The 26095-nt window shown below is 46.4% G+C and carries 28 protein-coding genes; 26 read left to right on the top strand and 2 right to left on the bottom strand.

Annotation, left to right across the window (positions count from 1 at the left end; all coding sequences use genetic code 11):
• The first annotated feature begins 4 nt into the window (after positions 1 to 4).
• From E5N72_RS15425 to E5N72_RS15320, 22 genes are all read left to right on the top strand, one after another.
• Positions 5 to 565 (top strand): conjugative transfer protein, encoded by a 561-nt coding sequence (locus E5N72_RS15425; protein ID WP_135925922.1) that lies wholly within the window; start codon positions 5 to 7, stop codon positions 563 to 565.
• The gene (locus tag E5N72_RS15420) at positions 552 to 1187 is read left to right on the top strand and encodes a DUF4400 domain-containing protein (RefSeq protein WP_135925921.1); all 636 of its coding nucleotides are present in this window, start codon (positions 552 to 554) and stop codon (positions 1185 to 1187) included. The genes E5N72_RS15425 and E5N72_RS15420 overlap by 14 nt, the downstream gene beginning before the upstream one ends.
• 38 nt (positions 1188 to 1225) lie before the next feature.
• On the top strand, positions 1226 to 1897 hold the full coding sequence (locus tag E5N72_RS15415; protein WP_135925920.1) for a hypothetical protein: 672 nt from the start codon (positions 1226 to 1228) through the stop codon (positions 1895 to 1897).
• Entirely contained in the window at positions 1890 to 2996 is a 1107-nt protein-coding gene (locus E5N72_RS15410) for an XRE family transcriptional regulator (protein WP_117286417.1), read from the top strand. Before E5N72_RS15415 ends, E5N72_RS15410 begins: the two co-directional genes overlap by 8 nt.
• A 136-nt stretch (positions 2997 to 3132) precedes the next feature.
• Complete coding sequence (traL, locus tag E5N72_RS15405) at positions 3133 to 3414, top strand: type IV conjugative transfer system protein TraL (protein ID WP_000433891.1); 282 nt, start codon at positions 3133 to 3135, stop codon at positions 3412 to 3414.
• Positions 3411 to 4037 carry a TraE/TraK family type IV conjugative transfer system protein gene (locus E5N72_RS15400; RefSeq protein WP_135925919.1) on the top strand — a complete coding sequence of 209 codons (627 nt, stop codon included), beginning with the start codon at positions 3411 to 3413 and terminating at the stop codon, positions 4035 to 4037. The genes traL and E5N72_RS15400 overlap by 4 nt, the downstream gene beginning before the upstream one ends.
• A complete protein-coding gene (locus tag E5N72_RS15395) occupies positions 4021 to 4917 on the top strand; it encodes a type-F conjugative transfer system secretin TraK (protein WP_135926307.1) in 897 nt (298 codons plus the stop codon). The genes E5N72_RS15400 and E5N72_RS15395 overlap by 17 nt, the downstream gene beginning before the upstream one ends.
• Positions 4918 to 4919: 2 nt before the next feature.
• A complete protein-coding gene (locus E5N72_RS15390; RefSeq protein ID WP_135925918.1) occupies positions 4920 to 6209 on the top strand; it encodes a TraB/VirB10 family protein in 1290 nt (429 codons plus the stop codon).
• Between the two features lie 74 nt (positions 6210 to 6283).
• Positions 6284 to 6856: a type IV conjugative transfer system lipoprotein TraV gene (gene traV, locus E5N72_RS15385; RefSeq protein ID WP_135925917.1), complete on the top strand. Its 573-nt coding sequence runs from the start codon at positions 6284 to 6286 to the stop codon at positions 6854 to 6856.
• Positions 6853 to 7239 carry a TraA family conjugative transfer protein gene (gene traA, locus E5N72_RS15380; RefSeq protein WP_000180225.1) on the top strand — a complete coding sequence of 129 codons (387 nt, stop codon included), beginning with the start codon at positions 6853 to 6855 and terminating at the stop codon, positions 7237 to 7239. Before traV ends, traA begins: the two co-directional genes overlap by 4 nt.
• A 219-nt stretch (positions 7240 to 7458) precedes the next feature.
• Positions 7459 to 8250, top strand: coding sequence for a type IV toxin-antitoxin system AbiEi family antitoxin (locus E5N72_RS15375; RefSeq protein WP_135925916.1), 792 nt, complete (start codon positions 7459 to 7461; stop codon positions 8248 to 8250).
• The gene (locus tag E5N72_RS15370; protein ID WP_135925915.1) at positions 8243 to 9181 is read left to right on the top strand and encodes a nucleotidyl transferase AbiEii/AbiGii toxin family protein; all 939 of its coding nucleotides are present in this window, start codon (positions 8243 to 8245) and stop codon (positions 9179 to 9181) included. The genes E5N72_RS15375 and E5N72_RS15370 overlap by 8 nt, the downstream gene beginning before the upstream one ends.
• Positions 9182 to 9312: 131 nt before the next feature.
• The gene (locus E5N72_RS15365; RefSeq protein WP_001228924.1) at positions 9313 to 10005 is read left to right on the top strand and encodes a DsbC family protein; all 693 of its coding nucleotides are present in this window, start codon (positions 9313 to 9315) and stop codon (positions 10003 to 10005) included.
• The gene (gene traC, locus E5N72_RS15360; protein ID WP_135925914.1) at positions 10005 to 12404 is read left to right on the top strand and encodes a type IV secretion system protein TraC; all 2400 of its coding nucleotides are present in this window, start codon (positions 10005 to 10007) and stop codon (positions 12402 to 12404) included. Before E5N72_RS15365 ends, traC begins: the two co-directional genes overlap by 1 nt.
• Positions 12397 to 12744, top strand: a complete 348-nt coding sequence (locus tag E5N72_RS15355; RefSeq protein ID WP_072155948.1) for a plasmid-related protein — start codon at positions 12397 to 12399, stop codon at positions 12742 to 12744. The genes traC and E5N72_RS15355 overlap by 8 nt, the downstream gene beginning before the upstream one ends.
• Entirely contained in the window at positions 12728 to 13240 is a 513-nt protein-coding gene (locus E5N72_RS15350) for a S26 family signal peptidase (RefSeq protein ID WP_025673472.1), read from the top strand. Before E5N72_RS15355 ends, E5N72_RS15350 begins: the two co-directional genes overlap by 17 nt.
• Before the next feature lie 10 nt (positions 13241 to 13250).
• Positions 13251 to 14375: a TrbC family F-type conjugative pilus assembly protein gene (locus E5N72_RS15345; RefSeq protein ID WP_135926306.1), complete on the top strand. Its 1125-nt coding sequence runs from the start codon at positions 13251 to 13253 to the stop codon at positions 14373 to 14375.
• The gene (locus tag E5N72_RS15340; protein ID WP_135925913.1) at positions 14359 to 15387 is read left to right on the top strand and encodes a TraU family protein; all 1029 of its coding nucleotides are present in this window, start codon (positions 14359 to 14361) and stop codon (positions 15385 to 15387) included. The genes E5N72_RS15345 and E5N72_RS15340 overlap by 17 nt, the downstream gene beginning before the upstream one ends.
• 2 nt (positions 15388 to 15389) lie before the next feature.
• Positions 15390 to 19082 (top strand): conjugal transfer protein TraN, encoded by a 3693-nt coding sequence (gene traN / locus E5N72_RS15335; protein WP_135925912.1) that lies wholly within the window; start codon positions 15390 to 15392, stop codon positions 19080 to 19082.
• Between the two features lie 247 nt (positions 19083 to 19329).
• Positions 19330 to 19572 carry a hypothetical protein gene (locus tag E5N72_RS15330; protein WP_240704530.1) on the top strand — a complete coding sequence of 81 codons (243 nt, stop codon included), beginning with the start codon at positions 19330 to 19332 and terminating at the stop codon, positions 19570 to 19572.
• Between the two features lie 9 nt (positions 19573 to 19581).
• A complete protein-coding gene (locus tag E5N72_RS15325; protein WP_135925910.1) occupies positions 19582 to 21855 on the top strand; it encodes a dynamin family protein in 2274 nt (757 codons plus the stop codon).
• Positions 21856 to 21874: 19 nt separating this feature from the next.
• On the top strand, positions 21875 to 22393 hold the full coding sequence (locus tag E5N72_RS15320) for a hypothetical protein (RefSeq protein ID WP_135925909.1): 519 nt from the start codon (positions 21875 to 21877) through the stop codon (positions 22391 to 22393).
• 58 nt (positions 22394 to 22451) lie between these two features.
• On the opposite strand, the gene E5N72_RS15315 is transcribed toward E5N72_RS15320, so the two are convergent.
• Positions 22452 to 23126, bottom strand: a complete 675-nt coding sequence (locus E5N72_RS15315) for an endonuclease (protein ID WP_135925908.1) — start codon at positions 23124 to 23126, stop codon at positions 22452 to 22454.
• A gap of 108 nt (positions 23127 to 23234) precedes the next feature.
• Positions 23235 to 23837: a hypothetical protein gene (locus tag E5N72_RS15310; RefSeq protein ID WP_135925907.1), complete on the bottom strand. Its 603-nt coding sequence runs from the start codon at positions 23835 to 23837 to the stop codon at positions 23235 to 23237.
• Between the two features lie 367 nt (positions 23838 to 24204).
• Here E5N72_RS15310 and E5N72_RS15305 point away from each other — a divergent pair, with 367 nt between their 5' ends.
• The 4 genes from E5N72_RS15305 to E5N72_RS20620 all read left to right on the top strand — a co-directional run bounded on the left by E5N72_RS15305 (position 24205) and on the right by E5N72_RS20620 (position 26089).
• The gene (locus E5N72_RS15305) at positions 24205 to 24531 is read left to right on the top strand and encodes a plasmid-related protein (protein ID WP_135925906.1); all 327 of its coding nucleotides are present in this window, start codon (positions 24205 to 24207) and stop codon (positions 24529 to 24531) included.
• A gap of 15 nt (positions 24532 to 24546) precedes the next feature.
• A complete protein-coding gene (ssb, locus tag E5N72_RS15300) occupies positions 24547 to 24966 on the top strand; it encodes a single-stranded DNA-binding protein (protein ID WP_135925905.1) in 420 nt (139 codons plus the stop codon).
• Between the two features lie 79 nt (positions 24967 to 25045).
• On the top strand, positions 25046 to 25864 hold the full coding sequence (gene bet / locus E5N72_RS15295) for a phage recombination protein Bet (RefSeq protein ID WP_000414662.1): 819 nt from the start codon (positions 25046 to 25048) through the stop codon (positions 25862 to 25864).
• Between the two features lie 81 nt (positions 25865 to 25945).
• On the top strand, positions 25946 to 26089 hold the full coding sequence (locus E5N72_RS20620) for a hypothetical protein (protein ID WP_000167275.1): 144 nt from the start codon (positions 25946 to 25948) through the stop codon (positions 26087 to 26089).
• Positions 26090 to 26095 lie beyond the last annotated feature (6 nt).

Here is a 26095-nt window from a genome sequence, read left to right as displayed (position 1 = left end):
CTGTATGCATCATTCTGTCTGTCTGAAAATGACAACACTTACCAGTAAAGAAATGATTGCTCAGTGGCAGCAACATAATCCCCAGTTCAAGGAAGCTCTAAGACTGCTTGAAACCGACTGGCCTCATGCTTTGGCCTCAGTGCACTGTTTGGCGGACTATTTAACAGATGCGCTCACTTTAGATGGCCATTCCATCTTTGATTTGTGTCTGTGTAATGGCTTGGGCAGTTATGAAGAAGTCAGTTGTGATGATGACAGTGTACGCCTTTGGCATTTCATTGAGGCCTTGACCTGGACTGCCGCCAGTGCTTTAACGGGGATTCGCCTGCGTGATCCTGACCATTTCGAGTGGGCCGCCGTGGATGGTGTGTATTTCCACACCTGGATGCGTAATCGTCCAAATCGGATGGCGTATCTGGCTGAAGGACGCATCGACGTGCGTTATGTCACTGGTCATACGACGACAAAGCGGCTTCAGCAAGTGATTAAAGCCCGGATTATGACGCCAACCGTTGCAGCCATGCTGGCGCGAGTAGAAGAGGATGTTTGGCATGAGCAAGCATAAGTCGGTTTGGCTGCTGTGTCTGGCACTGATGTTGGAGATTATTGCCATTGGCGTGTTAGTGCCCGGTGATTGGACTGGCCGGGTCATTAGTAAAGAGAAGCAGATGATCCAAAATCAATTGGGCGCTCAAACAAGCTATTGGATTGGTCAAACTAGCCATCGCTGGTATCAGTCATGGGTTGTGGATACGCAGATGGAGCAATCTGTGCGTGATTTTCTAATCCCCACTGAAGAGCAGCGACTGCGCTCTAAAGGGATGGAGAACATGGGAGGCTTTTGGTTTGTCTGGGTAGAAGACCGTATTCAGGCATTTTTTGATGTGTTGTACCAAGTGTTCACTCGATTTGCTTTGCTGATGGTCTGGTTGCCCTTTGCGCTTATTCTAATGTTACCAGCACTGTGGGACGGCTTGATGACATGGAAGATTAAGAAAACAACCTTTGATTTTTCGAGCCCTATCATTCACCGCTACAGCATGATTATCCTGGGCTCAGGCGTCATCTTGCTGTTTATGGGATTGTTCGCCCCGCTGGCTATTCCACCGGTGGTGTTACCGTCGTTGATCATCGGTTTAGCATTGATGGCGGGGTTGGCGTTAAGACACTTGCAGAAGAAAATTTAGTTTACATTTTAGTCTCTGGTTAACAAGTTGGTGGTAGGTTGACAAATTTAAAAATTAGCATATTATTGTCCATGGTATCTAATCCTATTGCTTTACTACCTGAGGTAACAAATTTGAATACACCGATGACACTAAACCCTAATTTTAAAGAAAGTCAGCTAATTGAAGTTGCTCAGCTTTTAGCAGATGTTCGAGCAGAAGTTGTAGATTTACACAACAGAGATTTGGGTGACACCAACAAATCATTGGGCATAAGGTCCTATGAGTGTTGTTGTACACATTTAGTAAGAAAGTCACTTGAAGTTGATTGGCTTAAGATACTGACTCCGAAAGGGAGGTTTACGTTTAGTATCGCTGACGTTCCAGTTCGTTTCTGGAAAGGTCAGCCTGACAAACTCCCATCAGGGAAACTGATACGTTCCCACGAAGCTATGATGCAAATGGAGTTATTTTCAACACAAGATAGTCCGTCAGAGATCATTTGGTTTTTTGTTCTGAGCACTGATCAAACTAAATGTGTAGATCGCGCCTTTTTCGTTGGTTATAGCGATGTTGGTGAAATTGTAGTCAACTGGGAAGTGCCAATGAATTCTAAGGTTACGTTAATAACAGATACTGATGAGAATGTTTCTCATGGTGTTGAACTTGAATCGGCTGTTTCTAAAATCAAAATTAAGAAAAAGTCGAAAAATGCAGTAAATCATGAATAACGAATTTTTTGGTGAAAAACTAAGACTGGCGAGATTGATGGCCGGAATTACTCAACAAGAACTTGGTGAGTTAGTTGCGGTCAGTCGTCAGTTTATACATCAGCTTGAAGCAGGTGTTAAACCACCTGCTGAAGACCTGCTTTTAGCATTGGCTGAAGTATTAAAAGTGAAAAGTGATTTCTTTTTTAAGAAACCACAAAATGATGTTAAGTATGAGCAATGCCACTTTCGCAAGCGCAAAACAACACCAGTTGGACTTGCAAATCGAGTATTGGCTCTGGGCACCATTTTTGAACTATTAGTTGAGATTATTGAAGATCATCTTGAGTTGCCTGTTGCCAATTTTATTGATTTTGAAGAATCAGATCTGAGTGCGGAGGATATCGAAAGAGCAGCGGAGCAATGTCGTATTAACTGGGGTCTGGGATTGGATGCACCAGTTACAAACATGGTAAGAGTACTGGAGAATAATGGCGCTGTAATCACTTGCTTTGATGGTGTTTCAGATAAAGTTGATGCGTTATCAATGAATCGAAAAAGACCCATCATAGTAAGAAATAATGCGAAGGAAAGCTGCTGTAGAATGCGCTTTGATTTGGCGCATGAATGTGGCCATTTGGTTTTGCATCAAGGTGTAGAAACTGGGTGTGCTAAAACAGAGAGAGAAGCTGATGCTTTTGCAAGTGCGTTTCTTTTTCCACGTAAGGCTTTTCTGAAAGAGTTTCCTCAATGTGTGGGACCTGTTCGAATCAGGTGGGAGAAAATCTTTGCATTGAAACTTAGATGGCGTGTTAGTGCGAGAGCAATAATTTATCGAGCTAATTATCTTGGGTTAATTTCGTCGCAACAGTACAGAACCGCCAATGTTTATTTGAATAAATCGGGTCAATCGAAAACAGAAGACTTGGATGATCAAATACCAATGGAACAGCCAGAGCTTTTATCAGCTGCAATAGATCAGCTTAACGAGCATCTGGGTATTTCGATTTTTGATATTGCAAACGATTTAGGTGTTTCAGAGCAGATAGTAGCTCAGTTAACCAGTTACGATTTGACTAAGCAAATCAATAAGTCAAATGTCAGAAATATCAATTTTTAAGACAACCACCTCCCTAGAACAGATGAACTAGCGCTCGATAGTTCAAAACCTTCAAGAATTCGATATCTACCTGACCACAGCCCTGAGTTATTTCGGGGCATCCTTCACTTCTCAATTCAAACAACGAGGAGTGACTATGGAACCTGTGAGTATTCCGTCCTATATCGATGACCCGCCGCACTTCCTGCTTTGGAGTGCCGACGAGATGGCTCCCATTCTGTTGGGGCTAGTGATCGGCATTTTTACCGGTAATGCCTTGGTTTTATGCCTGTTGGGGTTGGTGACAACCAAGCTCTATCGGCGTTTTCGTGATGGTCGCCCGGATGGTTTTATTCTTCACGCCATCTACTGGGCCGGACTGCTGCCAACCAAGGCCAAGACGATCCCAAACCCATTTATCAGGAGCTATCTGCCGTGAAGTTCGACGTGTTTTTAAAATCATGGCAAGGCACGCAATTAGAGAACCGATGGCAACGGTTCCTGATAGCGGTGCTGGTGCTATCAAACTTGCTACTTGCGGTAGCGGCATTTTCTCGCAATACCGTGGTAGCCATTCAACCACCAACCTTGTCTGAAACGGCTGAAGTGTCACGAAACCAAGCCACTCAGCCTTACCTGGAATCCTGGGGGCTCTACCTAGCTGAGCTTATGGGCAACGTGACGCCGGGCAATGTGTCCTTTATCCGGGTTGCTATCGAGCCGCTACTTTCACCTGCGGTGTACCAGCAAGTGGTCGATGCACTGGAGATTCAGGCAAGACAAATCCGTGAAGACCGAGTCACGCTCAAATTCCAACCCAGACAAGTGGAGTATGAGTATGAAACCGGCCATGTCTTTGTGACCGGTTATTCATTGGTCTCTGGACCATCTGGAGATGAACAGCGCCAAACTCGCACTTATGAGTTTGACATCGATATTGAGCAATACCGTCCAAAGCTCAGTTGGATGGATACGTACGAGGGGCAAGCTAGAACGAAGCGAGTTCGTGAAAAGTTGACCCAAGAGCAAAACCGGAGGGTGAATGATGCGAACAAAAATTAGTCGATGGATGACACCAAGCTTAATCGCAATCAGCTTGAGTGGCGTCTTGTTATCTCAAGCGTCGTATGCAGACGTGGAATTACCAATTGTGCCAGCCAGTGTGATGAAACAGTCTGCTACTGCAAATCCACCGGTTCAAAGCAATACGGTTGCAGCAGATACGCCAACAACACTACTGATGACACCGGGAGTTAATGAACTGATCCCTGTGGCACTTGGGCATCTGAATCGGATTGTGACGCCGTTTGAATCGCCTCAGGTGAGAACAACCAGTGATGCTCAGACGCAAATCAAGGGGAATGTTGTATATGTGGCCACGGACAAAGAATCACCGGTTTCACTTTACATCACTCCGCCTGGTCAGGAAGCGCCCGCGTTATCTGTCACCTTAGTCCCTCGTCGTATTCCACCGCGTGAAGTCACCTTAGCTATTGATGGTCAGCAGTGGCCTATTAAGGGCGTCGTGAACCGAAAAGCCGCCACTTGGGAAACAGCTCAGCCATACGTCGATAACCTACGAGACTTACTTAGACGCCTTGCATTAAATGAGTTGCCACAAGGTTATGACATCCGTTTGGCTGGCCAAACAGACATAAGCCCTAAATGTTTTCAGCCAGGCTTAAAGTTTGGTTTTAAGCAGGGGCAAATTGTGACGGGACATTACTTCACCGTCTATGTAGGACTGGTTGAAAGCTTTGCTGATGAACCGATAGAAGCCAGTGAAATAGCCTGTCATGCACCAGATATAGTGGCAAGCGCCTACTGGCCTCGCAATATCTTGTTGCCGGGTGAAAAGACTGAGTTGTATGTGGTTGTTCGCAATCATCGTGAAGAAGCGGTGGAAAGTCAGCGACCTTCGCTTCTTGTGGGAGGTGAATAACGATGAAAGCACAATGGGAACAAATGAGCCCGAACATGAAGCGTGGCCTATCGGTTGCTGGTATTGCTGGTGGTCTCATTCTTATGGTGACGGTGTTTTCACCTAATCCTGACGATGGCTCAAGCAGTCGGAACCGACAGGAAACGATCCGGCACATTCTTACGGATACCAATACTCGTGATGTTGGGGTCGATAGTTTGGCTGCGAACGTAAAACTACTCAGTGAGCGCAATGAACAGTTACGTCGTGAAGTTGAGCGCTTGCGTCGTGACGTCGATTCAGGACGGCTAAGCCCAGGTTCGCCTTCAATACCAAGTGAGGTTAATGCGGAGTTGGCTCGCCTTCGAGCGGAGCTTGATGATGTTCGCGCTGGAGGTGATTCAGCAGTTGAAGGCACAAATAGCCGTTTTGAAGTGCCTTTATCTGCCATGGAATTACCTAAAGAAGAAAAGCCACTGCCGTCTAACCCAGACGACTATTTTGCCAATGCGCCGCTGCCAGATCCGCTCTATCAGCAGCCAGCCAGTGGCCAAGGTTCACGAGCACGGGATGTTCCATTGCCGCCAATCACGATTCGTATGATTGAGCCTGAAGTGGTTGTCGAGCCAGAAGTTGTAGTGCAAGAAGCGCCGCCTTTGTATCTACCGGCGGGCAGCATCATCTCAGGTACTTTGATCACGGGTTTGGACGCACCTACTCACGAGTCTGCAAGACGTGAACCTTTTCCTGCATTGCTGAGGATTCAAAAGGAAGCCATTTTACCTAACCGATTTAGAGCGGATATCAAAGAGTGTTTCTTGATCGCCGCAGGTTACGGTGATTTGAGCTCTGAGCGTGCTTATTTGCGAGGCGAGACCATTTCATGTGTGAGAGAAGATGGTGGCGTCATTGAAACACGACTGGATTCTTATGCCGTGGGTGAAGACGGCAAAGCCGGTATTCGTGGCCGATTAGTGTCGAAACAAGGCCAGCTGGTGGCCAAATCGATGATGGCCGGATTCCTTCAGGGCTTGGCTGGCGCATTTGATGTGAATCCTGTACCAACGATTCAGACGGGTAATGCCGGTGATACTCAGCTGTACCAGCAAGTCATGAGCCAAGAAGCATTACAAGGCGCTGCGATTAAAGGCACAGGTAAAGCATTGGATCGAGTGGCCAAGTTCTATTTGGACATGGCTGAAAATATGTTCCCAGTCATAGAGGTAGACGCTGCAAGGAAAATTGAAGTCATAGTCACTCGTGGGGCCTCGTTGTCATTGGCCACTTCACAAGGGGTAGGTGCAAGAAGATGAAAAAATCCTGCATGTTGCTAACCGATCGAAGTCCGTTTCAGACAATAAGATGTGTATCCAGAGGAGAGTGAACCATGACGACATCAATGCAGAACAACCCAAAGCACCAGTCAAAACAGTGGTCTAAAGCTGGATTACTTTTATTGGCAGTCGGCTCAACCTTATTGTCTGGCTGTAGTTCATTGGGTCTTGGGAGTAGTGAATATGGATGCCCAGGTATGCCTGACGGTGTGCGCTGTTTATCCGCTCGTGAAGTCTATGAGCTTACCAGTAATGGCGCTGCACCCAAGACGATTGATGCTGTGGCGACTCGAATTGGTTCTCCCTCTGGGTATTCACAATCTGATTTAGAGACAGGACTGCTGAGCCATCCAGCATTACCTGAGACGCAGCAGTCTGCACCTATTCGCATTCCTTCAAGGGTGATGCGAATTTGGATTGCGCCTTGGGAGGATGAACGTGGAGATCTGAATTTATCCAGCTACGTGTTTACCGAAATTGAACCGCGCCGGTGGGATATTGGGGTGTCAGCACCTCGAACGGTTTCGCCAGTGCTACGTCCACTTCAGACTCAAAGCGATTCAGCCTCAGCGGGAGCTGATGGTAAGCGCGATAACTTGAGTATCTACGGAGAAACTAACGAATGACAAATGCAGTTCGCACCATTCAAACTCAGCGCCTAATGACCATTGGTGCGCTTGGTTTAATGGCGTTAATGATTTCGGAGCCCTCATTTGCGGGCACCGGTGGTGATGCTTTCACTGATGTGTGGGATACCCTAAAAGATTGGACCCAAGGTACTTTGGGACGGATCGTAGCGGGAGCCATGGTTCTGGTGGGTATTGTGGGCGGTATCGCTCGCCAAAGCTTGATGGCTTTTGCCTTGGGCATTGGTGGCGGTATGGGTCTCTACAATACGCCAACCGTCGTTGAAAGTGTTATGTCTGCAACCTTACCTGTTGTTGCTAGCACTCAAGAAGTCATTGGCACAACAGTTCCAGCAATCAGCGCCGTTTTACTGGGCACCTGAATGTGAGCCACAGTAGGCAGTTCACTTAAGGTAATCAAACTAGGTCTACACAACATCGGGTTATTGGTGGTGTTGTGTAGACCTTTTCATTTCAACAACGCCGCATTAGCGGGCTTGGTTTACAGTATTTGGTATATTAATACCTAAAGTGTTAAAATCACTGTCACAATAAACTATATGGTTTATACTGTTCGTGATATTCATACTTTTGGTGTTAAAATGTCATCTAAGATAAACTGGCTTGTTGCTCATACTTCTCCTGGTGCGCTAGTACTTCAGCAATGGCTGACTGAAAACGGCGTGAGCTACTCGTTGGCTCAGAAGTACGCGCAGAACGGTTGGCTGAAGAAGCTTAGTTCTGGTGTGTACTATCGTCCAAATGCGCAAGGCGATATGAAGCCAACTTGGGTTGATGCCATTCAAGCATTAGATGTGCAATTGGGCGTTTCAGTTCATTTGGCTGGATTGAGCAGCTTAACTCACCAAGGACTGAGTCACTATTTACAGCTGAACAAAGAGCAAGTTTGGATTTGCGTTAAAAACAAGTCGTCCTTACCAAAATGGTTTCGTGAATTCCCTTATCAGAATTGGTTTTACTGTGGAAACCATAAGCTTGAAGTGAATCCCGAGAAAGATTTGAAAAGGATCACGGTTAAAGAGAAAGAACTCACTGTCAGCTGTGCAGAACTTGCTGCCTATGAAGTGGTAGACGGGATTGGGAAGCTGATTTCATTTGAGCATGTCGCAGAATTATTTCAGGGTTTAGTCAATCTTAGCCCTAGAAAAGTACAAGATATTCTTGAACGAAGCAGTTCTGTTCAGGCAAACCGAATATTTCTATTTCTGGGTCGATACTACGATCACCAGTGGGTCAATCGCATAGATGAAACAAGAATTAAATTGGGAGCAGGAAAGCGGCAGGTTGTCGAAAAAGGACGTTTTGATGAGCGATATCAAATCACAGTGCCAGAGATATTAAGCGTCAAAAAAGGTGAGCAACATAATGGATAAAGATAGCCCATATTACAAACAGGTTTCCTTGCTCATAAGAATGCTTCCTGTGGTAGCAACAGAGACGGTTTTTGCACTTAAAGGTGGCACCGCCATTAATTTATTTGTGAGAGATTTTCCTCGGTTATCTGTAGATATTGATCTTGCTTATCTTCCACTTGAACCAAGAGATGAGGCTTTGGTTAATGTCAGAGCTGCATTGCAGCGGATTACAGACAGAATAAATACTCAACCAGAAATCCGAGCGGCATTTCAGGATAATAAAGCTGATGAACTGAGAATCGTTGTATCAAGTCCGGTTGCGACAATCAAAATTGAAGTGTCGCCCGTCGCCAGAGGTACATTGCATAGTGCAGAGATAATGCCAGTTAAAGAGTCTGTTGAAAACGAGTTTGGTTATGCTGAGATTCAGGTAGTCAGTCTTCCCGATCTGTATGGTGGGAAATTGTGTGCTGCAATGGATCGCCAACATCCTCGCGACATATTTGATGTGCGTATGTTACTTGGCAGTGAAGGGATTTCGAGAGAGATTTTGGTGGGTTTTTTAACCTATACATTAAGTCACCCTCGGCCCATTAATGAAGTCATGTCGCCAAACTGGCAGCCTCTGAATGAGAAATTTCAGGCAGAATTTGACGGAATGACTTTTGAAAAAGTTGAATGCGAAGACTTAGCCTCTGTTAGGCCCATGATGTTAATTGAACTGCAAAAACATTTCACAGAAAGGGATCATGCTTTCCTTATGTCATTCAAAAGAGGGCAACCTGACTGGGCATTGTTTGACTATCCTAATGCAGCAGACTTGCCAGCGATTCGTTGGAAGTTGCAGAACATTAACAAATTGGCAAAGAATCAAGCAAAACATCAAGAGCAATTAGATAAATTAAAGCAAGTGCTTGATGATTGGCTTGTTAACGCAAACGCCGAGTAATTCGTTTATAACAAACCTCAACGAGCTATAAGCCCCCTAGTTAGATTGCGATTTCTTCAATCTATCTAACCGAGTCCACATAGGACAACTGCATAGACTGGAGCCTCGATTTACATTAACGAGGACTCCTCATGCGAAAACTATCTCCAATTATTCTGGCGCTTGCGCTGTCTCCATTGGTTCAAGCTGAACCTGTGTCTGAAGTGTCGCCCGTTGGCAAAATTGACGGCATGGTTTCTTTACCTGTCACGGGTATGAAAGCGGTTGAAAGTAATGGCCGTATTGTTTTCATGTCAGACAGTGGCCGGTTCGTCATTGATGGCACACTCTATGATGCCTGGTCTAAAAAGCCGCTTACCAGCCTTGAAGAAATTCGAGAAGCGGGAAACACACTGGACTTAAGTCGTCTTGGTTTAAAAATGGATGATTTAAATCCACTGACGCTGGGTGAAGGCAAAAAGAAAGTGGTGGTCTTTGTTGACCCTCGGTGCCCGCATTGCCATGAGCTTTTGAAACAAGCCTTACCACTAACCAAAGAATACACCTTCCAAATTCTCCCTGTGCCAGTGCTTGGTCCTGATTCAGAGCGTCAGGTTCGCCAGCTTGGCTGTGCGCGTGACAAGAAAGCGGCCACCGATGCATTGCTCAATGGCCGGATTGGTAACCTAGAACAGGATGATGCCTGCAACTTAGAACCAATGCAGCGTACCTTGGTGACAGCTCAAATCCTGGGCATTCAAGGCGTGCCTTTCATTGTCGCCAATGATGGTCGCATCAGCCGAGGTCGTCCTTATGACCTTTCTGCTTGGTTGGAGGGGCGTTAATGAAAGCCTCTTTGTATTCAGGGCAACGAGCTTCTGAGCTATTGCCTGTGTTGGCCTATTCCGACGATGAGCAACTGTTTTTCATGGAAGACCAAAGTGTTGGCTTTGGTTTTCTATGTGACCCCTTGCCCGGTGGTGATGAGTCTGTTGCAGACAGGGTTAATGTTCTACTCAACAACGACTGGCCAAAAGACACTTTGCTGCAATTTGGCCTGTACGCCTCGCCTGATATTCAAACCGACCTTCAACGCATGATGGGCTTACGGCATCGTCAATCCGATCCATTGCTTAGGGCGTCGATACGCAAACGTGCGGATTTCCTCGATGGGGGCACGGTTCAACCGATAGAAGAATCGACCCAGACTCAGGTACGCAACTTTCAACTGATCGTCACCTGCAAATTGCCTTTGGAAAGTCCTATACCGACGGAGCGTGAGTTGAGTCGAGCATCCGCGCTTCGGGCTTCTTTCTCGCAAGCGCTGGCAACGGTTGGTTTTCGCGTCTCTGAGATGACTGACCGAAACTGGCTCGCGGCATTAAGTGCGCAGCTTAACTGGGGAAAAGATGCTTCTTGGCGTAATCCATCTCCAATTCGCAGCGAGGCAGATAAACCACTTCGAGAGCAAGTGTTGGATTATGACCGAGCTATCAAGGTGGATAGCCAAGGTCTGATGCTGGGTGATTACCGAGTTAAAACCTTATCGTTTAAGCGCTTGCCTGAGCGGATCTGGTTTGGTCATGCCGCAAGTTTTGCGGGCGATATGATGACGGGCAGTCGCGGTTTACGCGGAAGCTTTTTACTGAATGTCACCATTCACTTTCCTTCAGCCGAGGCGATGCGATCTCGTCTAGAGACGAAGCGTCAATGGGCGGTCAATCAGGCCTATGGCCCGATGCTCAAGTTTGTGCCGGTGCTTGCAGCCAAGAAAAAAGGGTTTGATGTTCTTTTTGAAGCCTTGCAGGAAGGTGATCGTCCCATTCGGGCAAATATGACCTTAACGCTGTTTTCCCCGACGGAAGAGGCGTCGATCAGCTCTGTTTCAAATGCTCGAACCTATTTCAAAGAACTCGGATTTGAGCTGATGGAAGACAAGTACTTCTGTTTGCCCATTTTCCTGAATGCCTTGCCATTTGGTGCTGATCGCCAGGCGATGAACGACTTGTTTCGATTCAAGACCATGGCGACACGGCATGTGATCCCTCTCTTGCCTTTGTTTGCGGATTGGAAAGGCACTGGCACGCCGGTGATTAACTTTGTTTCCCGTAATGGCCAGATCATGAGTGTATCCCTTTATGACTCGGGCAGTAATTACAACTGTTGCATAGCAGCGCAATCGGGTTCGGGTAAGTCATTCCTGGTGAACGAAATCATCTCCTCCTACTTATCTGAAGGCGGGCAATGCTGGGTGATTGATGTTGGCCGCTCCTATGAAAAACTGTGTGAAGTTTATGACGGAGAGTTCTTACAGTTCGGGCGGGACAGTGGCATTTGCTTAAACCCGTTTGAAATCGTTGAGGACTATGACGAAGAAGCGGATGTTTTGGTTGGGTTATTGGCCGCAATGGCCGCGCCTACGCAGTCATTAACCGATTTTCAGATGGCCAACCTAAAGCGTCAGACCCGTGAGCTGTGGGAGAAAAAAGGTCGTGCCATGTTAGTTGATGATGTGGCAGAGGCTTTAAAAAATCATGAAGACCGACGTGTGCAGGACGTGGGTGAGCAGCTCTATCCGTTTACGACACAGGGCGAATATGGCCGCTTCTTTAATGGCCACAACAATATTCGCTTCAAAAACCGTTTCACCGTTTTGGAGTTAGAAGAGCTCAAGGGGCGCAAGCACCTGCAACAAGTGGTGTTGCTTCAGCTTATCTACCAAATCCAACAAGAGATGTACTTAGGTGAGCGGGATCGTCGCAAGATTGTGTTCATTGACGAAGCCTGGGATCTGCTGACTCAAGGTGATGTCGGTAAGTTCATCGAAACGGGTTACCGTCGATTTCGAAAATATGGCGGCAGTGCTGTGACGGTAACGCAGTCGGTCAACGATTTGTATGACAGCCCTACAGGAAAAGCCATCGCTGAAAACTCGGCCAATATGTACCTGCTTGGCCAAAAAGCCGAAACCATCAACGCGCTCAAAAAAGAAGGCCGTTTGCCATTAGGTGAAGGCGGTTATGAGTACCTGAAAACGGTTCATACCGTCACGGGTGTCTATTCCGAAATTTTCTTTATTACCGAGATGGGCACCGGGATTGGCCGCCTCATCGTCGATCCGTTTCACAAGCTGTTGTACTCGTCCCGTGCAGAAGATGTAAACGCGATTAAGCAGTTAACGCGCAAAGGCCTTTCTGTTGCTGATGCCATCTCCCAGTTGTTAAAGGAGCGAGGCTATGAATAAGACCACGCTTTGGCCATTTATGGCCTCTATTACTTTGTCTATTGCTGGTAGCGGTTTAATGACCAGTTGGCTCTTAATGAAAACACTCGAACCCATCCACAGCCAGTTGGCGTTAAGTACGCCCATTGCAGTCGTGGATTTTGGGGAGGCGGTGTTGTCACTGGGTCCTAATGCCAGCGAACAAGACATCGAATCCAGGTTGTTTCAGACCAATCAGCAAATTGAAAAGTTAAAAGCAGCCGGTTTTATCGTGCTGGATGCCCAAGCGGTGGTGGGTGCAGATGATTCTGTATTCGTGCCAGTAGGCTCAAAGGAGGTGTCTCATGCAGATACTCCGTAAAAGAATGCCTTGGCGGCCATACCTCATCCGGTTGACCGTTCTTGCGTTAATCATGGCCTTGGTAGGCACCTACGCCATGATGCGCTACCGAATAGGTATTGATACCCAGCAAGAGCGCTGCCTGCCTGATACCACGGTGTACCTGATTGACCTATGGAATAAAGAGCCCGTTAAGGATGGTTTGTATGCCTTCCACTCAAAAGGACTTGCTCCGTTATATAACGACGGTACTCGTATGCTGAAACGCCTAACAGGGATGCCTGGGGATGAAGTCAATGTGACTCCTGAGCATGTGCTGGTGAATGGTGCTCAAGTCTCTACCGGCATGGCATTAGCCCAGCGTCTTGGTGTGGCTGAAACAGAATTTAGCCGCTCATTGACGCTGCAAGAAAACGAATATTGGTTTTCCGGCGAGGCTGCAACAAGTTTCGACTCCCGCTATTGGAATGCCGTTAAGCGCGAGCAGATTGTCGGTCGCGCTTGGCCGCTTTGGTAGGAGGTAGATGATGCAAAGACTATGTCTCTTATTTTGGTTGGTTGCTCCATTGTCTTGGGTTCAAGTTTCCTGGGCACAAGAGCCTTATCCGTTGTCAGACGAAGACAAAAAGATCGTCGAAATGAGCCGCAGCATTTTACAAAGTGCTGTGGATGGCTCATCTGAATTTATTGAGCCTTTTGCACCGGTTGAACAACCTGTGTCGCTCAAACACAGCGATGAATGGTTGATATTTGCGTCGTCCTCATTGGGTGATTCGTCACTGAAGCAGCTATTTAAAGAGGCCAGTGCTACCGGCGCTATTGTGTTGTTTCGGGGAATTCCTGAAGGAAAGACCTTGGGGGCGGCTATCCGTGATTGGCATACCCTGATGGCGGGACTTGATCCTGTTCCTCAGGTTCGAATCGATCCGAAAGCCTTTGTGCACTGGCGGGTGACTAGCGTGCCTGCCATTTTCCGCATAGACGATGACAAGGTGACTGCAAGTGCACTAGGGGTTTACAGCAAGGACTGGTTGCAGCGACAAATTGAAACTGGCAATAGCGGTTCATTGGGTCAACGCGGTCCGATTCATTCGATTTTAGAACCGGATTTGATGCAAGTGGCGATGCAGCGTTTACAGTCGCTTGACCTCGGCGCGTTAAAGAAAAAAGCCATTGAGCGTTTCTGGTCTCGCCAAACATTTACTGACTTACCCAAAGCCACGCAGTATCGGATAAGAATGGTTGATCCAACCATCGTCATGCAGCGGCCACTATTGGATGCTAATGGCCGAACATTGATCCCAGCAGGAACGCGTATTAACCCGCTCAAAGCCTTGCCATTTACTCAGCAGCTCGTGGTGTTTAATGCGTCGAACTCTGAGGAAGTGGACGCAGTAGCGCATTGGCTTAAGACGCAAGATAGGACACTGCGCCGCATTACGCTTATCACCACGCAGCTCGACCGTGCCCAAGGCTGGAATCGCCTCAATGCGCTCGAAAAGACATTGGATAGTCCGGTTTACCTTCTCAATGCCTCGCTAAAGCAGCGCTTTGATCTGCAAGTCACCCCATCGTTTGTTCAAGCAAAGGGGTTTGCGTTTGAAATAGAAGAAATTCCAGCAAAGGAGCTTGTTCATGAAAAAGCTCAATAATACGTATCGTCGGTTGCGGACTCTCGTTGTCATGCTTGTCCTGGGCGCATCTATTCCTGCTAAAGCCGACCTGACCTGCCCAGACGCGGGTTTATTGTCGGGCAAGTTGCTGACGGATGTTTGCTGGTCATGCATTTTTCCTATCCGGGTTGCAGGGCTTCCGCTTGGCTCAGGCAGTGTCCCAAGCGGCGCATCAAACAAGTCATTTTGCTTATGTGAAGACAACTTAGGCGTGCCAAGACCAGGTATTGTTACCAGCATGTGGGAGCCAGCTCGTCTGATTGAACTGGTCAGATCGCCGGGCTGTTCGCCTTCCCTGGGAGGGATTCGTTTACCGTTAGGTGATAGACGACTGCAAGGTGGTCATGGCGAGGGTGAATACGACACCGGTGATCTCGCTTTCTACCATTACCATTATTACGCCTTTCCGCTTTTGGTCATGCTCGATTTGTTCATGGATGGCAATTGCAATGCCGATGGTTACATGGACTTTGACTTGATGTATTTGTCGGAATTGGACCCAACATGGCTGAACGATGAACTGGCCTTTTTTACTCAGCCTGAAGCGGCTGCCGTTGCCAATCCATTGGCTATATCTGCTTGTACCGCTGACGCTGCCTCATCAACGCTTGGTAAACCCATCGACCAGTTGTTTTGGTGTGCTGGCAGTTGGGGGCATCTCTATCCGTTATCTGGCCATACCTTAGCCTTTGGCTCATTAGCAGAAAACACCAGCCATTTAGCGGCGCGTGCAATCGCAGCTCAACACAGGCGTGGTCTTGCAAGGCGAACAATGGGGAACAGTGCGCTATGCCGACCTGTTATCGAACCCATGCTGCCGAAATCCCAATACAAGATGAGTATGTTCTTCCCTGTACCAGAAACTGAAAGTGCGCATGTCATTGGTGAAAGCACCATGAAATGGGGAGAGTGGCGAACGATCCCCGGTGCCGGAGAAGATGCGCTCTACATTTTGTGGCGCTGGCAAGATTGCTGTAACTCGGGAGGTTAACCATGAAACCAACACTTTTTACCCGAGTGTTAGCGGGTATTTTATCAATCACTATGGCGTGCTTGCCCTTACATGGTGTGGCCGCTGATGTGCAGCGCCAATCCGGCCTAAGCGGACAACAAGAAGGTAAGCAATTGCTGCAAAACTGGACGATGCCCGCACTCAATGGCAATACATTGTCGGTGCCGAATGGCAGTGGTAATGAGTCCATTAACTTGCAAGAGCTTTTCCCTGGTATGGATCAGGGCTCATTGGATGTCTTAACGGGCGTTTATGGCTCTGATGCCAGCATGAATCAATTGGGGACGCAGCGCCAAGAGAGCATGGCATCCGAAATTGGCGCTACGGGTGACGCGTTTCGTTCGCTACAACAAATCAAAGACAGGTCTCGGCCAGATATGGTCAATGATCCCCTTTGGGCATTAACTGATGCGGTTCAAACTGACCCCAATCTATTAACCCAAAGCTTCCCAGGCTGTGAGTCTCAAGGTGAAGGCAGCCCAAATTACCAGCAATGTGACAGGCTCAATACAGCGGTTAACAGCTGCACTATTACTCACGATTACACGGCAGGCATTATTGAGCATGTTTCTGGACCGATGAACCTTCGCTCTTGTGGTGAGGGGTGTCTTGAAGTTTGGATAGGACGAATTGGTGACAACTACTGGAGTGGCCGTTGTAAAGTGTTTGAACAGGCCATCACACTCAAAGTCGTGAACCCCGATGCGATTACCTCAGCCGTTCTTGAGTACGCCAAATGGGATGACTACATGCAAGTGTGGCTTGGCGATCAGAAAGTCTGGTCTGGGCCGAACAATAACTTTCCACCAGAAACGGCAGGTCGCTGCGAGCTCAGTACCAGTTGGGAGCGCAATCCAAATACCGATCTCACTGCCAAGCTAAAAGCGGTAGAACCAGGTTTAGAAGTGCCGGTAAAAATTCGCGTATCGGTAACGGGTAGTGGTGAGGGGTATGCACGCATCAAGGTGCGCTTTGATCCAACCAAGGTGGTGATGAATGATAGTTGGTCGCCACAATCCTGTATCGAACAAGCAGCGGATATCCCGACGAAGTTTTCAGACTACAGCATTCAATGCACGGATCAGCCTTCTTCAACCAACGGATGTACGGTGGTCAATGGTGTTTCAGTTTGTGAATCCTATTTTGCCCCAAGCCCTGTGGCTGGCATATCGCCTTTGTGTCGGCGTGTACAAGTGAGTGTGGATGACGAAAGCTATAAGGGGATTGAAAATCAGGCCTGCCAAGTGCTTGAAGCAAATCCTTCCTGTGGATTCATGTCGTCAGAATGTGCCGAGACCAATGATAAAGGTGAATGCATTCGTTTTACCGATACCTATGACTGTGGATTGCAAACCAGCGATCCAAAGTGTGTGGTATCCAATCTTATGCCGAGTAGTTTTGAGGCCTGTGAGCCTACTCAGACGATTACGCCATTTACTGAAACCAAGCATGTACCGGATTACCAGGTGTGCGAGAAGATCAGCACGCTTACTCAGTGTCAGTTAGAGCGACGTGTATCCGCTGAAACACATCAACAAAGCTGGTCCATTGAGCGCGGTTGCTTTAGCTCTGAAACGCTCAGCTTTGTTCCACAGCACAGCAGTACTATGCAAACTGGAAACGCGACACTGAGGATTTTTGATAATCAAAATACTGAGATAAAAATCACCGAGTCGCCATCCAAGGCAAATGGTTGGAAAACGACACTCTCACTGACGGGCAATAAAGAATCGGTCACAGAGACGAAACCGTCCATTAAGTACCCTGAAATGACCTGTCCAAAAGGAACCTTGGTTGGCTCATTGTGCAAGGTCGTTAATGGGTCGATTATTTCGTGGCATGAACCTCAGGAAGTCACTCGTTCCAGATGTGAATCCGGCTGGAACAAAGTCGATTTCGACACTTGCAGCCGAGAAGTTCAGAAGTGTTTGGCTCCTGCGAAACTGAGCGCTTCATTGACCTTCTCTGGCAAATACTTAGAGCAAGACATTGTTCATCAATCAAGTGATCCGGGCATAGACCAATGCTTGATGCAAACGGATCAGTTTACTGCGGTGCAGTGGCAGTGTTTGGATACTGGCACAAAACGAATCGACGGGTTAACGGTTGGTAGTGGCGAGTTGGCTAAGCTTGGAAGTCTTTATCCGGCGGTTGTTTCGTCTCCTGCTCATTTAACCAGTCGTGGAAGCTCTGATGGACTGGGGCTCTCATGCTGGAGGGCAAGAGCGACCTACAATGCTTCGACTGCTCATCCTGAGTTCAACATGGGCAGCTCAGATAGCTGGGTAGATGCCAATGGTAATACTCAAACTATCGTCAATAACGGACAAAACACGACCACCAATACGTGTGCAGCGCTAGAGCAAAATCCGGCTTGCCAATATGTCAGAACCGAATGCACTGAAGGCGGAGCTGGTCATGAAGGCTTCTGTTATATCCAAAGTCTGGTGTATGACTGTGGACAAAGCGTTGAAGTGCAAAATGCACGAATGGAAACTCAATTCAACTGTGAGGGCCCAGTTCGCTGTATGGGCACAGATTGTTTAGAGCCAGAGTCAATCAAGCAGGCTAACTTTGCAGAGGCCGCTGCGATGCTCAATGCTGCGCAGTTTATGACCAATGATATGTCATGCACGGGAGCTGATGGCCAAGATAACGTCGAGTGTACGGTCTTTAAAGGTAATGCTGGCCAGTGCAAAAAAGCCGTTGGTGGCATAGTGGATTGCTGTGAAAAGCCAAGTGGCGTGTCGTTATCGGACTACATCACGATGATAGTGGCGGTTAACAAGCTTGATACGGCAGTCATGGCCATGAATCCGTCTTCGGCAATCTATGGTTCGTGGAATACGCTTAGGGAACCGATCACGAGTACCTGGAGTGCGGTTAAAGAGCCTTTTGTGTCTGCATGGGACTCTCTCATGGGGGCTGGGCCATCAGCGGCTGCTGGCGCGGGAGCGGAGCAAGCTGCGACTGGCTTTATGCAGGTGTTGACCAACAAAACGGCTGAGTGGGTAGGCTCTACCTTTGGTTCGGGGGCGCAATCGGCACTGTTTAGTAACGTTGGTGGCGCGGTTGGAGCCGATGGTGTTGTATCGGGTGGTAACTTTGCGCTGGGTGGCGCTGCTGGCGCGGTTCTGAGTACGGTTATGACGGCCTACATGATTTACTCAGTCACCATGATCCTCATTCAGCTTATCTGGAAATGTGAGCAGAGTGAGTTTGAGATGAACGCTAAGCGGGTATTGAAGAGTTGCCACTACGTAGGCTCTTACTGCAAGTCTAAGTTCTTAGGTGCCTGTGTTGAGAAACGGCAATCATATTGCTGCTTTACTTCGCCGCTTTCACGGATAATTCAAGAACAAGTACGTCCTCAATTGGGCCTTGGTTGGGGCAGTGCCAAGTCACCAAACTGTGAAGGTTTGACCGCGAGTCAGTTAAACCAGGTAGATTGGAGCCAAGTCAATCTGGATGAATGGATAGGTATTTTGTCGATCACGGGCAACCTACCTGAAGTGCCGTCACTGGATCTGGAACGACTCACCGGCTCAGGAAGCACGCTAAACGTTGATGGAAATCGTCAGAGTGCCGCAGACAGGGCCATTGAACGGCTAAACGGCATGGATGCCCAGAAACTGCGTCAGGAGGCGACGGAAGAAATTTCTGGAAATAATTGAGTGCACTCTTAGAACAGAAGGCTTTGTGATGCAAAGCCTTCTATATCGATATGAAATAACCATTGAACTTCTGAGAAAGCATTACCCAACCTTGGTATTTGTATTCCTTGCGTGCTGAGCTGTACAGTTCTCAATTTACATTTCACGTAAAAAATTTAGACAAATAGGTCTGATGTGTTGACATGTTAGACTTAATTGTCTAAATTGTTGTTGTGTTAGTCATATTTGTCTAGATGTTGGTATGGAAATGGAAGATAAATCGAAAGTCGCTGGTGCTGTTGGTGGCCTCGGCGGTGTAGGTGGTTCAATTGGTGCCGTATCAGCGGTAGGTTCCGTTGCAGGTTTAAGCGCTGCTGGTGTCACTTCCGGTCTTGCCGCCATAGGTGGTGTAGTTGGTGGTGGAATGGTTGCCGGGCTTGCAATTACTGCGGCAGCTCCATTGGCGATTGGTGCTGGAACTTACGGTATATACAAGTGGCTGAAATCATAGGTCTCAAAAATGAAACACGATGAACTAAATGAGCGTTTAAGAACTTTCTTAATTTCAAGCCGAGAAAATGCGGGTTTGTCCCAAAGTGATGTTGCTGCAAGGTCTGAGGTTTTTGGAATTGGAAGAACACTGGATCAACGGGCTGTTTCAAGAATTGAAAGTCAACCAATGAATGCTGATGCAATTAAGATTGCTGGGTATTTATCAGCTGTTGGGATTCAGCCAAGCAAGTATTATGAAATTTTAACGGAATACACTTATAAAGAGGATGATTACATTATGTCAGAAGTTGGTGAGCAAACTATCAAAATTAAGGTAGAGGCAGCGAAGTCGCTTATTTCATCAGTGAAAGATAGTATCGATTGCTACAATCATGAGTATATCGATTCAATAGGGCTTAAAAGTAAGGTTGAACAGCTTGAGGCTGTAGTAGATGGACTTAATAGAAAGCCTGTAATTGGATGTTTTGGTCATTTTGATGCAGGTAAGTCAACACTGATTAACACTGTTATCAATCAGTCATTGCTCCCGACCAAATACCAACCAGCAACATGTGTTGTTAATCTTCTTATGCACGAATCAGATAAGCCTGAAACAATTTCAGGAAATGTGGCTGTGTTTAAGAAGGGCTTTAAGCCGCATATGGTTCATTCACCAGTTGATGTCGAAAAATATTTAATTGAACAAGGTGGTTCAGAAATATTGGATAGATTAGGAGTACACAATCATGAAGATGATGTATTAAATGAGGCTTATATCGCAATTGTTTTTTCAGATTCCGAGATACTTCGTTCGGTTTGGTTGTTGGATACCCCTGGGGATCTTAACGGTTCAGATGAGTCTGATACTGAGAAGGCTCTCGGTGGTGTAGAACTTGCTGATGGTGTGGTTTTTGTTTCAAATCATACGGGTTTTTTCAAAGATAGTGATTTAGGGTTTGCATCAAATATCATCAGGCAGAGACCACCAGTGGATAAGGAGAAACCACTTGATCATTTAATGTTCATTCAGTCTCATTGTCACTCTGAAATAAGCAAGGATGATGTGGAAGCTGTAGGTCGTGTAACCTTCAAGAGAATTAAGAAGCAACTAGATAATTTAATATTTTCATCATGGATGGAAGATGGATTTATTACGCAATTACCAGAAAGTTCAGAACTAACAGCACGAGTTCAACCATTTTGGCGTGAAAATAATGACTATCGTAGTGATACATTGCGAAAAATCACCGAAATGGCTTCGTCTCTAACTTTGAACCAAGCATCAATAGTAGATAAGTATATTTCTAATATTCTAAAGAATATCGAAAATATGCTATTGAGTGAGATTGAAAATCTAAAAAACAAGAAATCGGAGACTTTCGAAAGAATTAAGGAGGTCAACGAGAAGGATGCGCGATTTCGTGAGTTGTCTACTCAGTTGATAAAAGATTTTAACTCTCTCATTGAATCATGTAATAGCCACAAAAAACACGACTTGGATGTTATGAGTACCTATTACAAATACAACACTTCTGTTGAAGGTCTCGAAGAGCTTATCAATGACACCTATTCGGACAAGAAAGAGGCTCAATCTGAGTTAGGCAATTATATTGGTCAGCTTTTGACTACAAAATTAGAAAGCACATTAAAGACTAGTGGTAAAGCCGTATCGACGGAATTAGATTCTTTGTTGCTGAGATGGCAGGAAGCTGCCCCCACAATCTCAACTACAGGAATTGATACCCAAATATCTGGATTGGGTGCAGAGTTTAGTGAATTTAACTCGAGAGCGGCTTTTGTTGGAGGTCTTGCGGGATTAGGAAGTCTTGGAGCTATGGCATTATATGTATCGACTATAGCAAGTAATTTAGGTGCATATATTTTAGTTGGAAAGGCAGCTGGAGTATTAGTGTCTTTAGGGTTGGTTGGAAGTGTTACTACAGTAACTTCATTCGTTGCAGCCATCGGTGGTCCTATTACCATAGGTATTGCTCTTGCTGCGGCAATTGGTTACATAATATATCGACTAGCTGGTGGTAGTTGGCAAAAATCACTCGCAAAAAAAGCCGCAGAAGCAATTCGTAAAGAGTCGGTGTTTGATGACATAGAGAAAGCTGTAACTGAGTATTGGAATAGTACATCTAAGGCAATCAAAGCTGGTTTGGATGAGCTAATCATCAAAACTGATGAATATATTGAAAATTTAAAGGCTGATGCGAAAGTTGAATATGATATTGATGAAGTTGATGTATGTGTCTCACTTATCGATGACACGTTATTAATTCTTAAGTCTAGCGACTAACTCTTGATGGGAGGTATTTATGGCTTGGTGGTTCGCTGCTCCTCTTGTTATATGGGGGGCAAAAAAAATATATGATGCTGTTACTGAAGATGATGAGCCATCATATAGCTCAAGTTCAAGTAGTACACTATCTTCTGCGAAGTCTACTCGTACAAAGTTAAGGAAAAAACTCATACGAGAAGCAATACTTGAGAATAGGAAGTCGCTAATATCAAAGGCTTTTAGCGATAGAGAGTCTGAACTTGTTAAGTTGGATGGCTCAAGTAAAGCCGATGCGATCTTAGACGTTTCCGGTTTTAATGCGGCTTTAGGTAATTTGTCTAGCACTGTAAGGTTGTTAAATCCTACTTATAGTGAGAGTTTTGAGGAAGTTGATGGTTCGTTGTTGGTTTTCACAGATTTAAACTCGGAGGTCAACAATGTTGCAAAAAAAGCTGACGATGAATATGGTTCAATGGCGGGCATTGATCACTACAATGAATACGATAGATCCATAGATCCATTCATAGCTAAGTTGCAAAGTGAGATTTCAAAATAAATACAGTTTAATTGGTGGGATCTAAAATAGGGGCATACTGCCCCTATTATTTTATTATCTATTTTATATGGTGGTTTTTATTGCCTTGTAAGGCTTTAATTCGATTGTCTCGTGTAATTTCCCATTCATCAACAGGGTCCATTCTTGACCAAGCTTCAAAAAGCTGAGTTTGTTGCCTGCTTAGTCTTAGGCCGTATTGATCTAGCATGTAGAAATAAATTCTAGCAATATCACCCTGACGGTTAGCTGGTGGTTCTGCTCGACGGTCTTTGAAATAAACTTCGAAATCACATAGACCATAGGCTCTTGGTTCATTCGGAAACATGCCAAATCGAAAATTTGATCTATCCCCATTGAGTTCTCCTACAGATGGTACAAGGTTATGGAGATCCGACACCATTTTAGAAAACTCAGCATCATTCTTTTCACAGTTCCGACGACCACCATTTTGCCAGCATTGGCGTTGATGGCCAATTTCCCAAGCTGAGACAACGTGCTCCCACTCTAAGCGTTCTCCTCGTTTCGGTTGCTTCCTTGGTTCATATCCGCAAGATGCAGCATCAATCGCACCATCATTGTTATAGCTACATCCACAGTAAAACGTACTCTGGTTGTCTTGGTAAATTTCTCGGGCAAATCGTTTTGCCTGGCTGAACGATGTTGGGTGTTCTGCAAATGCAGGGATAGCGAACAACGCTATTAAGAAGGTAACGAGAAAATTAGTTCTATTCATGTAAATTGGCCAAAAATGACAGTTAAATTCATTTTAATGATTTTGATAGAAAATACAGCAAGATGAAGAGCCCCTTCAAGAGGGGCAGTGTGATGGGAGCCTAGCTGGCTAGTTGGAGGGGGTATCTGTTTCCTCTTCAGTGATATCGTCATCGGTTGAAGGCACCGCTTGCTCAACTTCTGCTTCTTTACCCTTAGCTTGGGCTGATTTTCGTGCACGAATTTCGATATCAATAATGCGCCGAGCAAGTTTGATGATGCGCTGTTGCCATGCGTAGTTGCCATCAACACGTTGCTTGTTGCTAAGCACGCTAGATAACCAGAGGGTGTCCATTGAGATCATCAATGCATCGAGTTTGCGCACTAAGCCAACAAACTGGCCAACCTGAGGCGAGCTGATTTTGGCGATGAAGGTAATCGGGTCGGTGTAGTCAGGTACTTCATCGATGCCGTTGGACTCCATCAGTTTGTCCAAACGAGCTTGTTCTTTGTCTACCGCCTTAGCGCAATCCTCGATCAACTGGCTAATGATCTGTTCCACTTCATCAATTTCGTTCTCATCGCCAATGATGCGTAGGATGACATCGATTCCGTAAAGCGCACTGACCGTGCGCCTAAAAACACGGTCAACGACACGTTGCGCCTGTAAGCTGTTAATTGTGAATGATTGTTCAAAGATGGGTTTTGAGTAATTGGGTTTTGCTTGGGCCATAAGTTTGCTCCTGATATGACAATAATCAGTCCCTAGCCTAATCCTCTGTGAGGTAATGGCCTTTCAGCTAGGTGGAAGAATTGAGCATCTTTCTAACTATCCTGTCTGGATAAGACGGTTACACTGACTATCAAATATTGCTGATCTGTTTCAGTGATATCTGCGCCTGAGAGCATGAGCTCAAAGGAAGCCCGCCGCTGAGTTTTCTCAGTGGTACTAAGAGGTAGCTAGCCTCCTTAAACAAATAGCCTGCATGTTTTTACATGCTCAACCATGCGTTCCTTGCGGTTCGCCTTTTCACCACCCAACTGGGGGAGTTTTCCCCTGTTGGGGGTGACTCCTTCACAACCTAATTAAGGAGTCACCAATGGAATATATCTTCGGATTTATTATCCAAGTCGCAGGCATTATGTTGCTTGCAAAACTGAGCTGGTCGCTTTTGCGATTGCTTGCTCGTCAATGCGTGCGCCCGTTTCTATTTGTACTTATTCAAATCAAACGATTGCTCACACCAACATCAAAACGTCGTCCAATGGCAGTGCCTAAAGCTCCTGGTATGCCCCGTTTGACATCTGCGTATTACAAAGAGCCACATCAGTACGACATGGCTTTACTCGAAATACCAACCTATCTGCGTCGTCAGTCTTCTTTGCCCAGTCGGGTAGAAGCGACTGTGTGCACAGAGTTCAACTAAGACGAGGAGAACATCATGAAAAACCAAGTAACACTCATAGGCTACGTTGGCTCTGAGCCAGAGACGCGAGCCTATCCATCAGGTGATTTGGTGACCAGCATTTCGCTGGCCACTTCTGAGAAATGGCGCGACCGTCAATCCAATGAGCTCAAAGAGCATACGGAATGGCATCGGGTCGTTTTTCGAGATCGTGGTGGATTTAAGTTAGGGCTAAGGGCAAAAGATTTGATCCAAAAAGGAGCTAAGCTTTTTGTTCAAGGGCCTCAGCGCACTCGCTCATGGGAGAAAGATGGTATTAAGCATCGATTGACCGAAGTGGACGCGGACGAGTTTCTGCTTCTGGATAGTGTGAACAAAACATCTGAGCCATCAGCGGCGGATGATGCAAGCTCCCAAGCTCATTGGGCACAAACTTATCCTGAACCAGATTTTTAACCGAGCAAAAACGCTTTAACCCAGCCGGGAGTACTTTCCCGTCAGGGGCAGACTCCCACTTTGATTGTCGGAGTCCATAATGGAAAAACCAAAGCTAATCCAACGCTTTGCTGAGCGCTTTAGTGTCGACCCAAACAAACTGTTCGATACCCTAAAAGCAACAGCATTCAAGCAACGTGACGGTAGTGCACCGACCAATGAGCAGATGATGGCGCTCTTGGTGGTTGCAGATCAGTACGGCCTGAACCCTTTCACCAAAGAGATTTTTGCGTTCCCTGATAAACAAGCTGGGATTATTCCAGTGGTAGGTGTCGATGGATGGTCTCGCATCATTAATCAACACGACCAGTTTGATGGCATGGAGTTTAAGACTTCAGAAAACAAAGTCTCCCTGGATGGCGCGAAAGAATGCCCGGAATGGATGGAATGCATCATCTACCGGCGCGACCGTTCGCATCCAGTCAAAATCACTGAGTACCTGGATGAAGTCTATCGACCGCCTTTTGAAGGTAACGGCAAAAATGGCCCTTACCGTGTAGATGGTCCATGGCAGACGCACACTAAGCGAATGCTAAGGCATAAATCCATGATCCAGTGTTCCCGCATTGCGTTTGGCTTTGTGGGAATTTTCGATCAAGACGAAGCGGAGCGAATTATCGAAGGCCAAGCAACACACGTTGTTGAGCCATCGGTGATTCCACCCGAGCAAGTTGATGATCGAACCCGAGGGCTTGTTTACAAGCTTATCGAGCGGGCGGAAGCTTCAAACGCTTGGAATAGTGCATTGGAATATGCCAATGAACATTTTCAAGGTGTTGAACTGACGTTTGCGAAACAAGAAATATTTAATGCACAGCAACAAGCAGCCAAAGCGCTCACACAGCCTTTAGCTTCTTAGCGCCACGCATTCATTTTACTAACCCTGGCGGGATTATTCTCCCGTCAGGGGGAAGGTCTCGTCTTTTTTTGGAGATCTTCCATGACTAAATCAGCCTCACTTTTTCGCTTGGTATTGGTTGTTGCCCTTGTCGTAGGTTCGATTCAAGCCGGTAAAGCGGCAATTGATTCGGTTCAAGCAAGTGTTGTTCAGCACCAAACAGCGTTAGCACAAGCTGCAAAGTAACCACTT

Source organism: Pseudoalteromonas sp. MEBiC 03607 (assembly GCF_004792295.1).
In the GTDB taxonomy this organism is placed as follows: domain Bacteria; phylum Pseudomonadota; class Gammaproteobacteria; order Enterobacterales; family Alteromonadaceae; genus Pseudoalteromonas; species Pseudoalteromonas lipolytica_C.
The sequence above is the reverse complement of the archived record's forward strand: the minus strand, read 5'-3'. Positions and strand labels throughout refer to the sequence as shown.

Excerpts from the sequence above, each read along its gene's own strand:
- traL (WP_000433891.1), top strand. The coding sequence starts at position 3,133 with ATGGAACCTGTGAGTATTCCGTCCTATATCGATGACCCGCCGCACTTC.
- E5N72_RS15425 (WP_135925922.1), top strand. The coding sequence starts at position 5 with ATGCATCATTCTGTCTGTCTGAAAATGACAACACTTACCAGTAAAGAA.
- E5N72_RS15420 (WP_135925921.1), top strand. The coding sequence starts at position 552 with ATGAGCAAGCATAAGTCGGTTTGGCTGCTGTGTCTGGCACTGATGTTG.
- E5N72_RS15370 (WP_135925915.1), top strand. The coding sequence starts at position 8,243 with ATGGATAAAGATAGCCCATATTACAAACAGGTTTCCTTGCTCATAAGA.
- E5N72_RS15390 (WP_135925918.1), top strand. The coding sequence starts at position 4,920 with ATGAAAGCACAATGGGAACAAATGAGCCCGAACATGAAGCGTGGCCTA.
- E5N72_RS15310 (WP_135925907.1), bottom strand. The coding sequence starts at position 23,837 with ATGGCCCAAGCAAAACCCAATTACTCAAAACCCATCTTTGAACAATCA.
- traN (WP_135925912.1), top strand. The coding sequence starts at position 15,390 with ATGAAACCAACACTTTTTACCCGAGTGTTAGCGGGTATTTTATCAATC.
- E5N72_RS15410 (WP_117286417.1), top strand. The coding sequence starts at position 1,890 with ATGAATAACGAATTTTTTGGTGAAAAACTAAGACTGGCGAGATTGATG.
- E5N72_RS15340 (WP_135925913.1), top strand. The coding sequence starts at position 14,359 with ATGAAAAAGCTCAATAATACGTATCGTCGGTTGCGGACTCTCGTTGTC.
- ssb (WP_135925905.1), top strand. The coding sequence starts at position 24,547 with ATGAAAAACCAAGTAACACTCATAGGCTACGTTGGCTCTGAGCCAGAG.
- E5N72_RS20620 (WP_000167275.1), top strand. The coding sequence starts at position 25,946 with ATGACTAAATCAGCCTCACTTTTTCGCTTGGTATTGGTTGTTGCCCTT.
- E5N72_RS15375 (WP_135925916.1), top strand. The coding sequence starts at position 7,459 with ATGTCATCTAAGATAAACTGGCTTGTTGCTCATACTTCTCCTGGTGCG.
- E5N72_RS15330 (WP_240704530.1), top strand. The coding sequence starts at position 19,330 with ATGGAAGATAAATCGAAAGTCGCTGGTGCTGTTGGTGGCCTCGGCGGT.
- E5N72_RS15325 (WP_135925910.1), top strand. The coding sequence starts at position 19,582 with ATGAAACACGATGAACTAAATGAGCGTTTAAGAACTTTCTTAATTTCA.
- E5N72_RS15320 (WP_135925909.1), top strand. The coding sequence starts at position 21,875 with ATGGCTTGGTGGTTCGCTGCTCCTCTTGTTATATGGGGGGCAAAAAAA.
- E5N72_RS15315 (WP_135925908.1), bottom strand. The coding sequence starts at position 23,126 with ATGAATAGAACTAATTTTCTCGTTACCTTCTTAATAGCGTTGTTCGCT.
- traC (WP_135925914.1), top strand. The coding sequence starts at position 10,005 with ATGAAAGCCTCTTTGTATTCAGGGCAACGAGCTTCTGAGCTATTGCCT.
- E5N72_RS15395 (WP_135926307.1), top strand. The coding sequence starts at position 4,021 with ATGCGAACAAAAATTAGTCGATGGATGACACCAAGCTTAATCGCAATC.
- E5N72_RS15355 (WP_072155948.1), top strand. The coding sequence starts at position 12,397 with ATGAATAAGACCACGCTTTGGCCATTTATGGCCTCTATTACTTTGTCT.
- E5N72_RS15365 (WP_001228924.1), top strand. The coding sequence starts at position 9,313 with ATGCGAAAACTATCTCCAATTATTCTGGCGCTTGCGCTGTCTCCATTG.
- E5N72_RS15345 (WP_135926306.1), top strand. The coding sequence starts at position 13,251 with ATGCAAAGACTATGTCTCTTATTTTGGTTGGTTGCTCCATTGTCTTGG.
- E5N72_RS15305 (WP_135925906.1), top strand. The coding sequence starts at position 24,205 with ATGGAATATATCTTCGGATTTATTATCCAAGTCGCAGGCATTATGTTG.
- bet (WP_000414662.1), top strand. The coding sequence starts at position 25,046 with ATGGAAAAACCAAAGCTAATCCAACGCTTTGCTGAGCGCTTTAGTGTC.
- traA (WP_000180225.1), top strand. The coding sequence starts at position 6,853 with ATGACAAATGCAGTTCGCACCATTCAAACTCAGCGCCTAATGACCATT.
- E5N72_RS15350 (WP_025673472.1), top strand. The coding sequence starts at position 12,728 with ATGCAGATACTCCGTAAAAGAATGCCTTGGCGGCCATACCTCATCCGG.
- traV (WP_135925917.1), top strand. The coding sequence starts at position 6,284 with ATGACGACATCAATGCAGAACAACCCAAAGCACCAGTCAAAACAGTGG.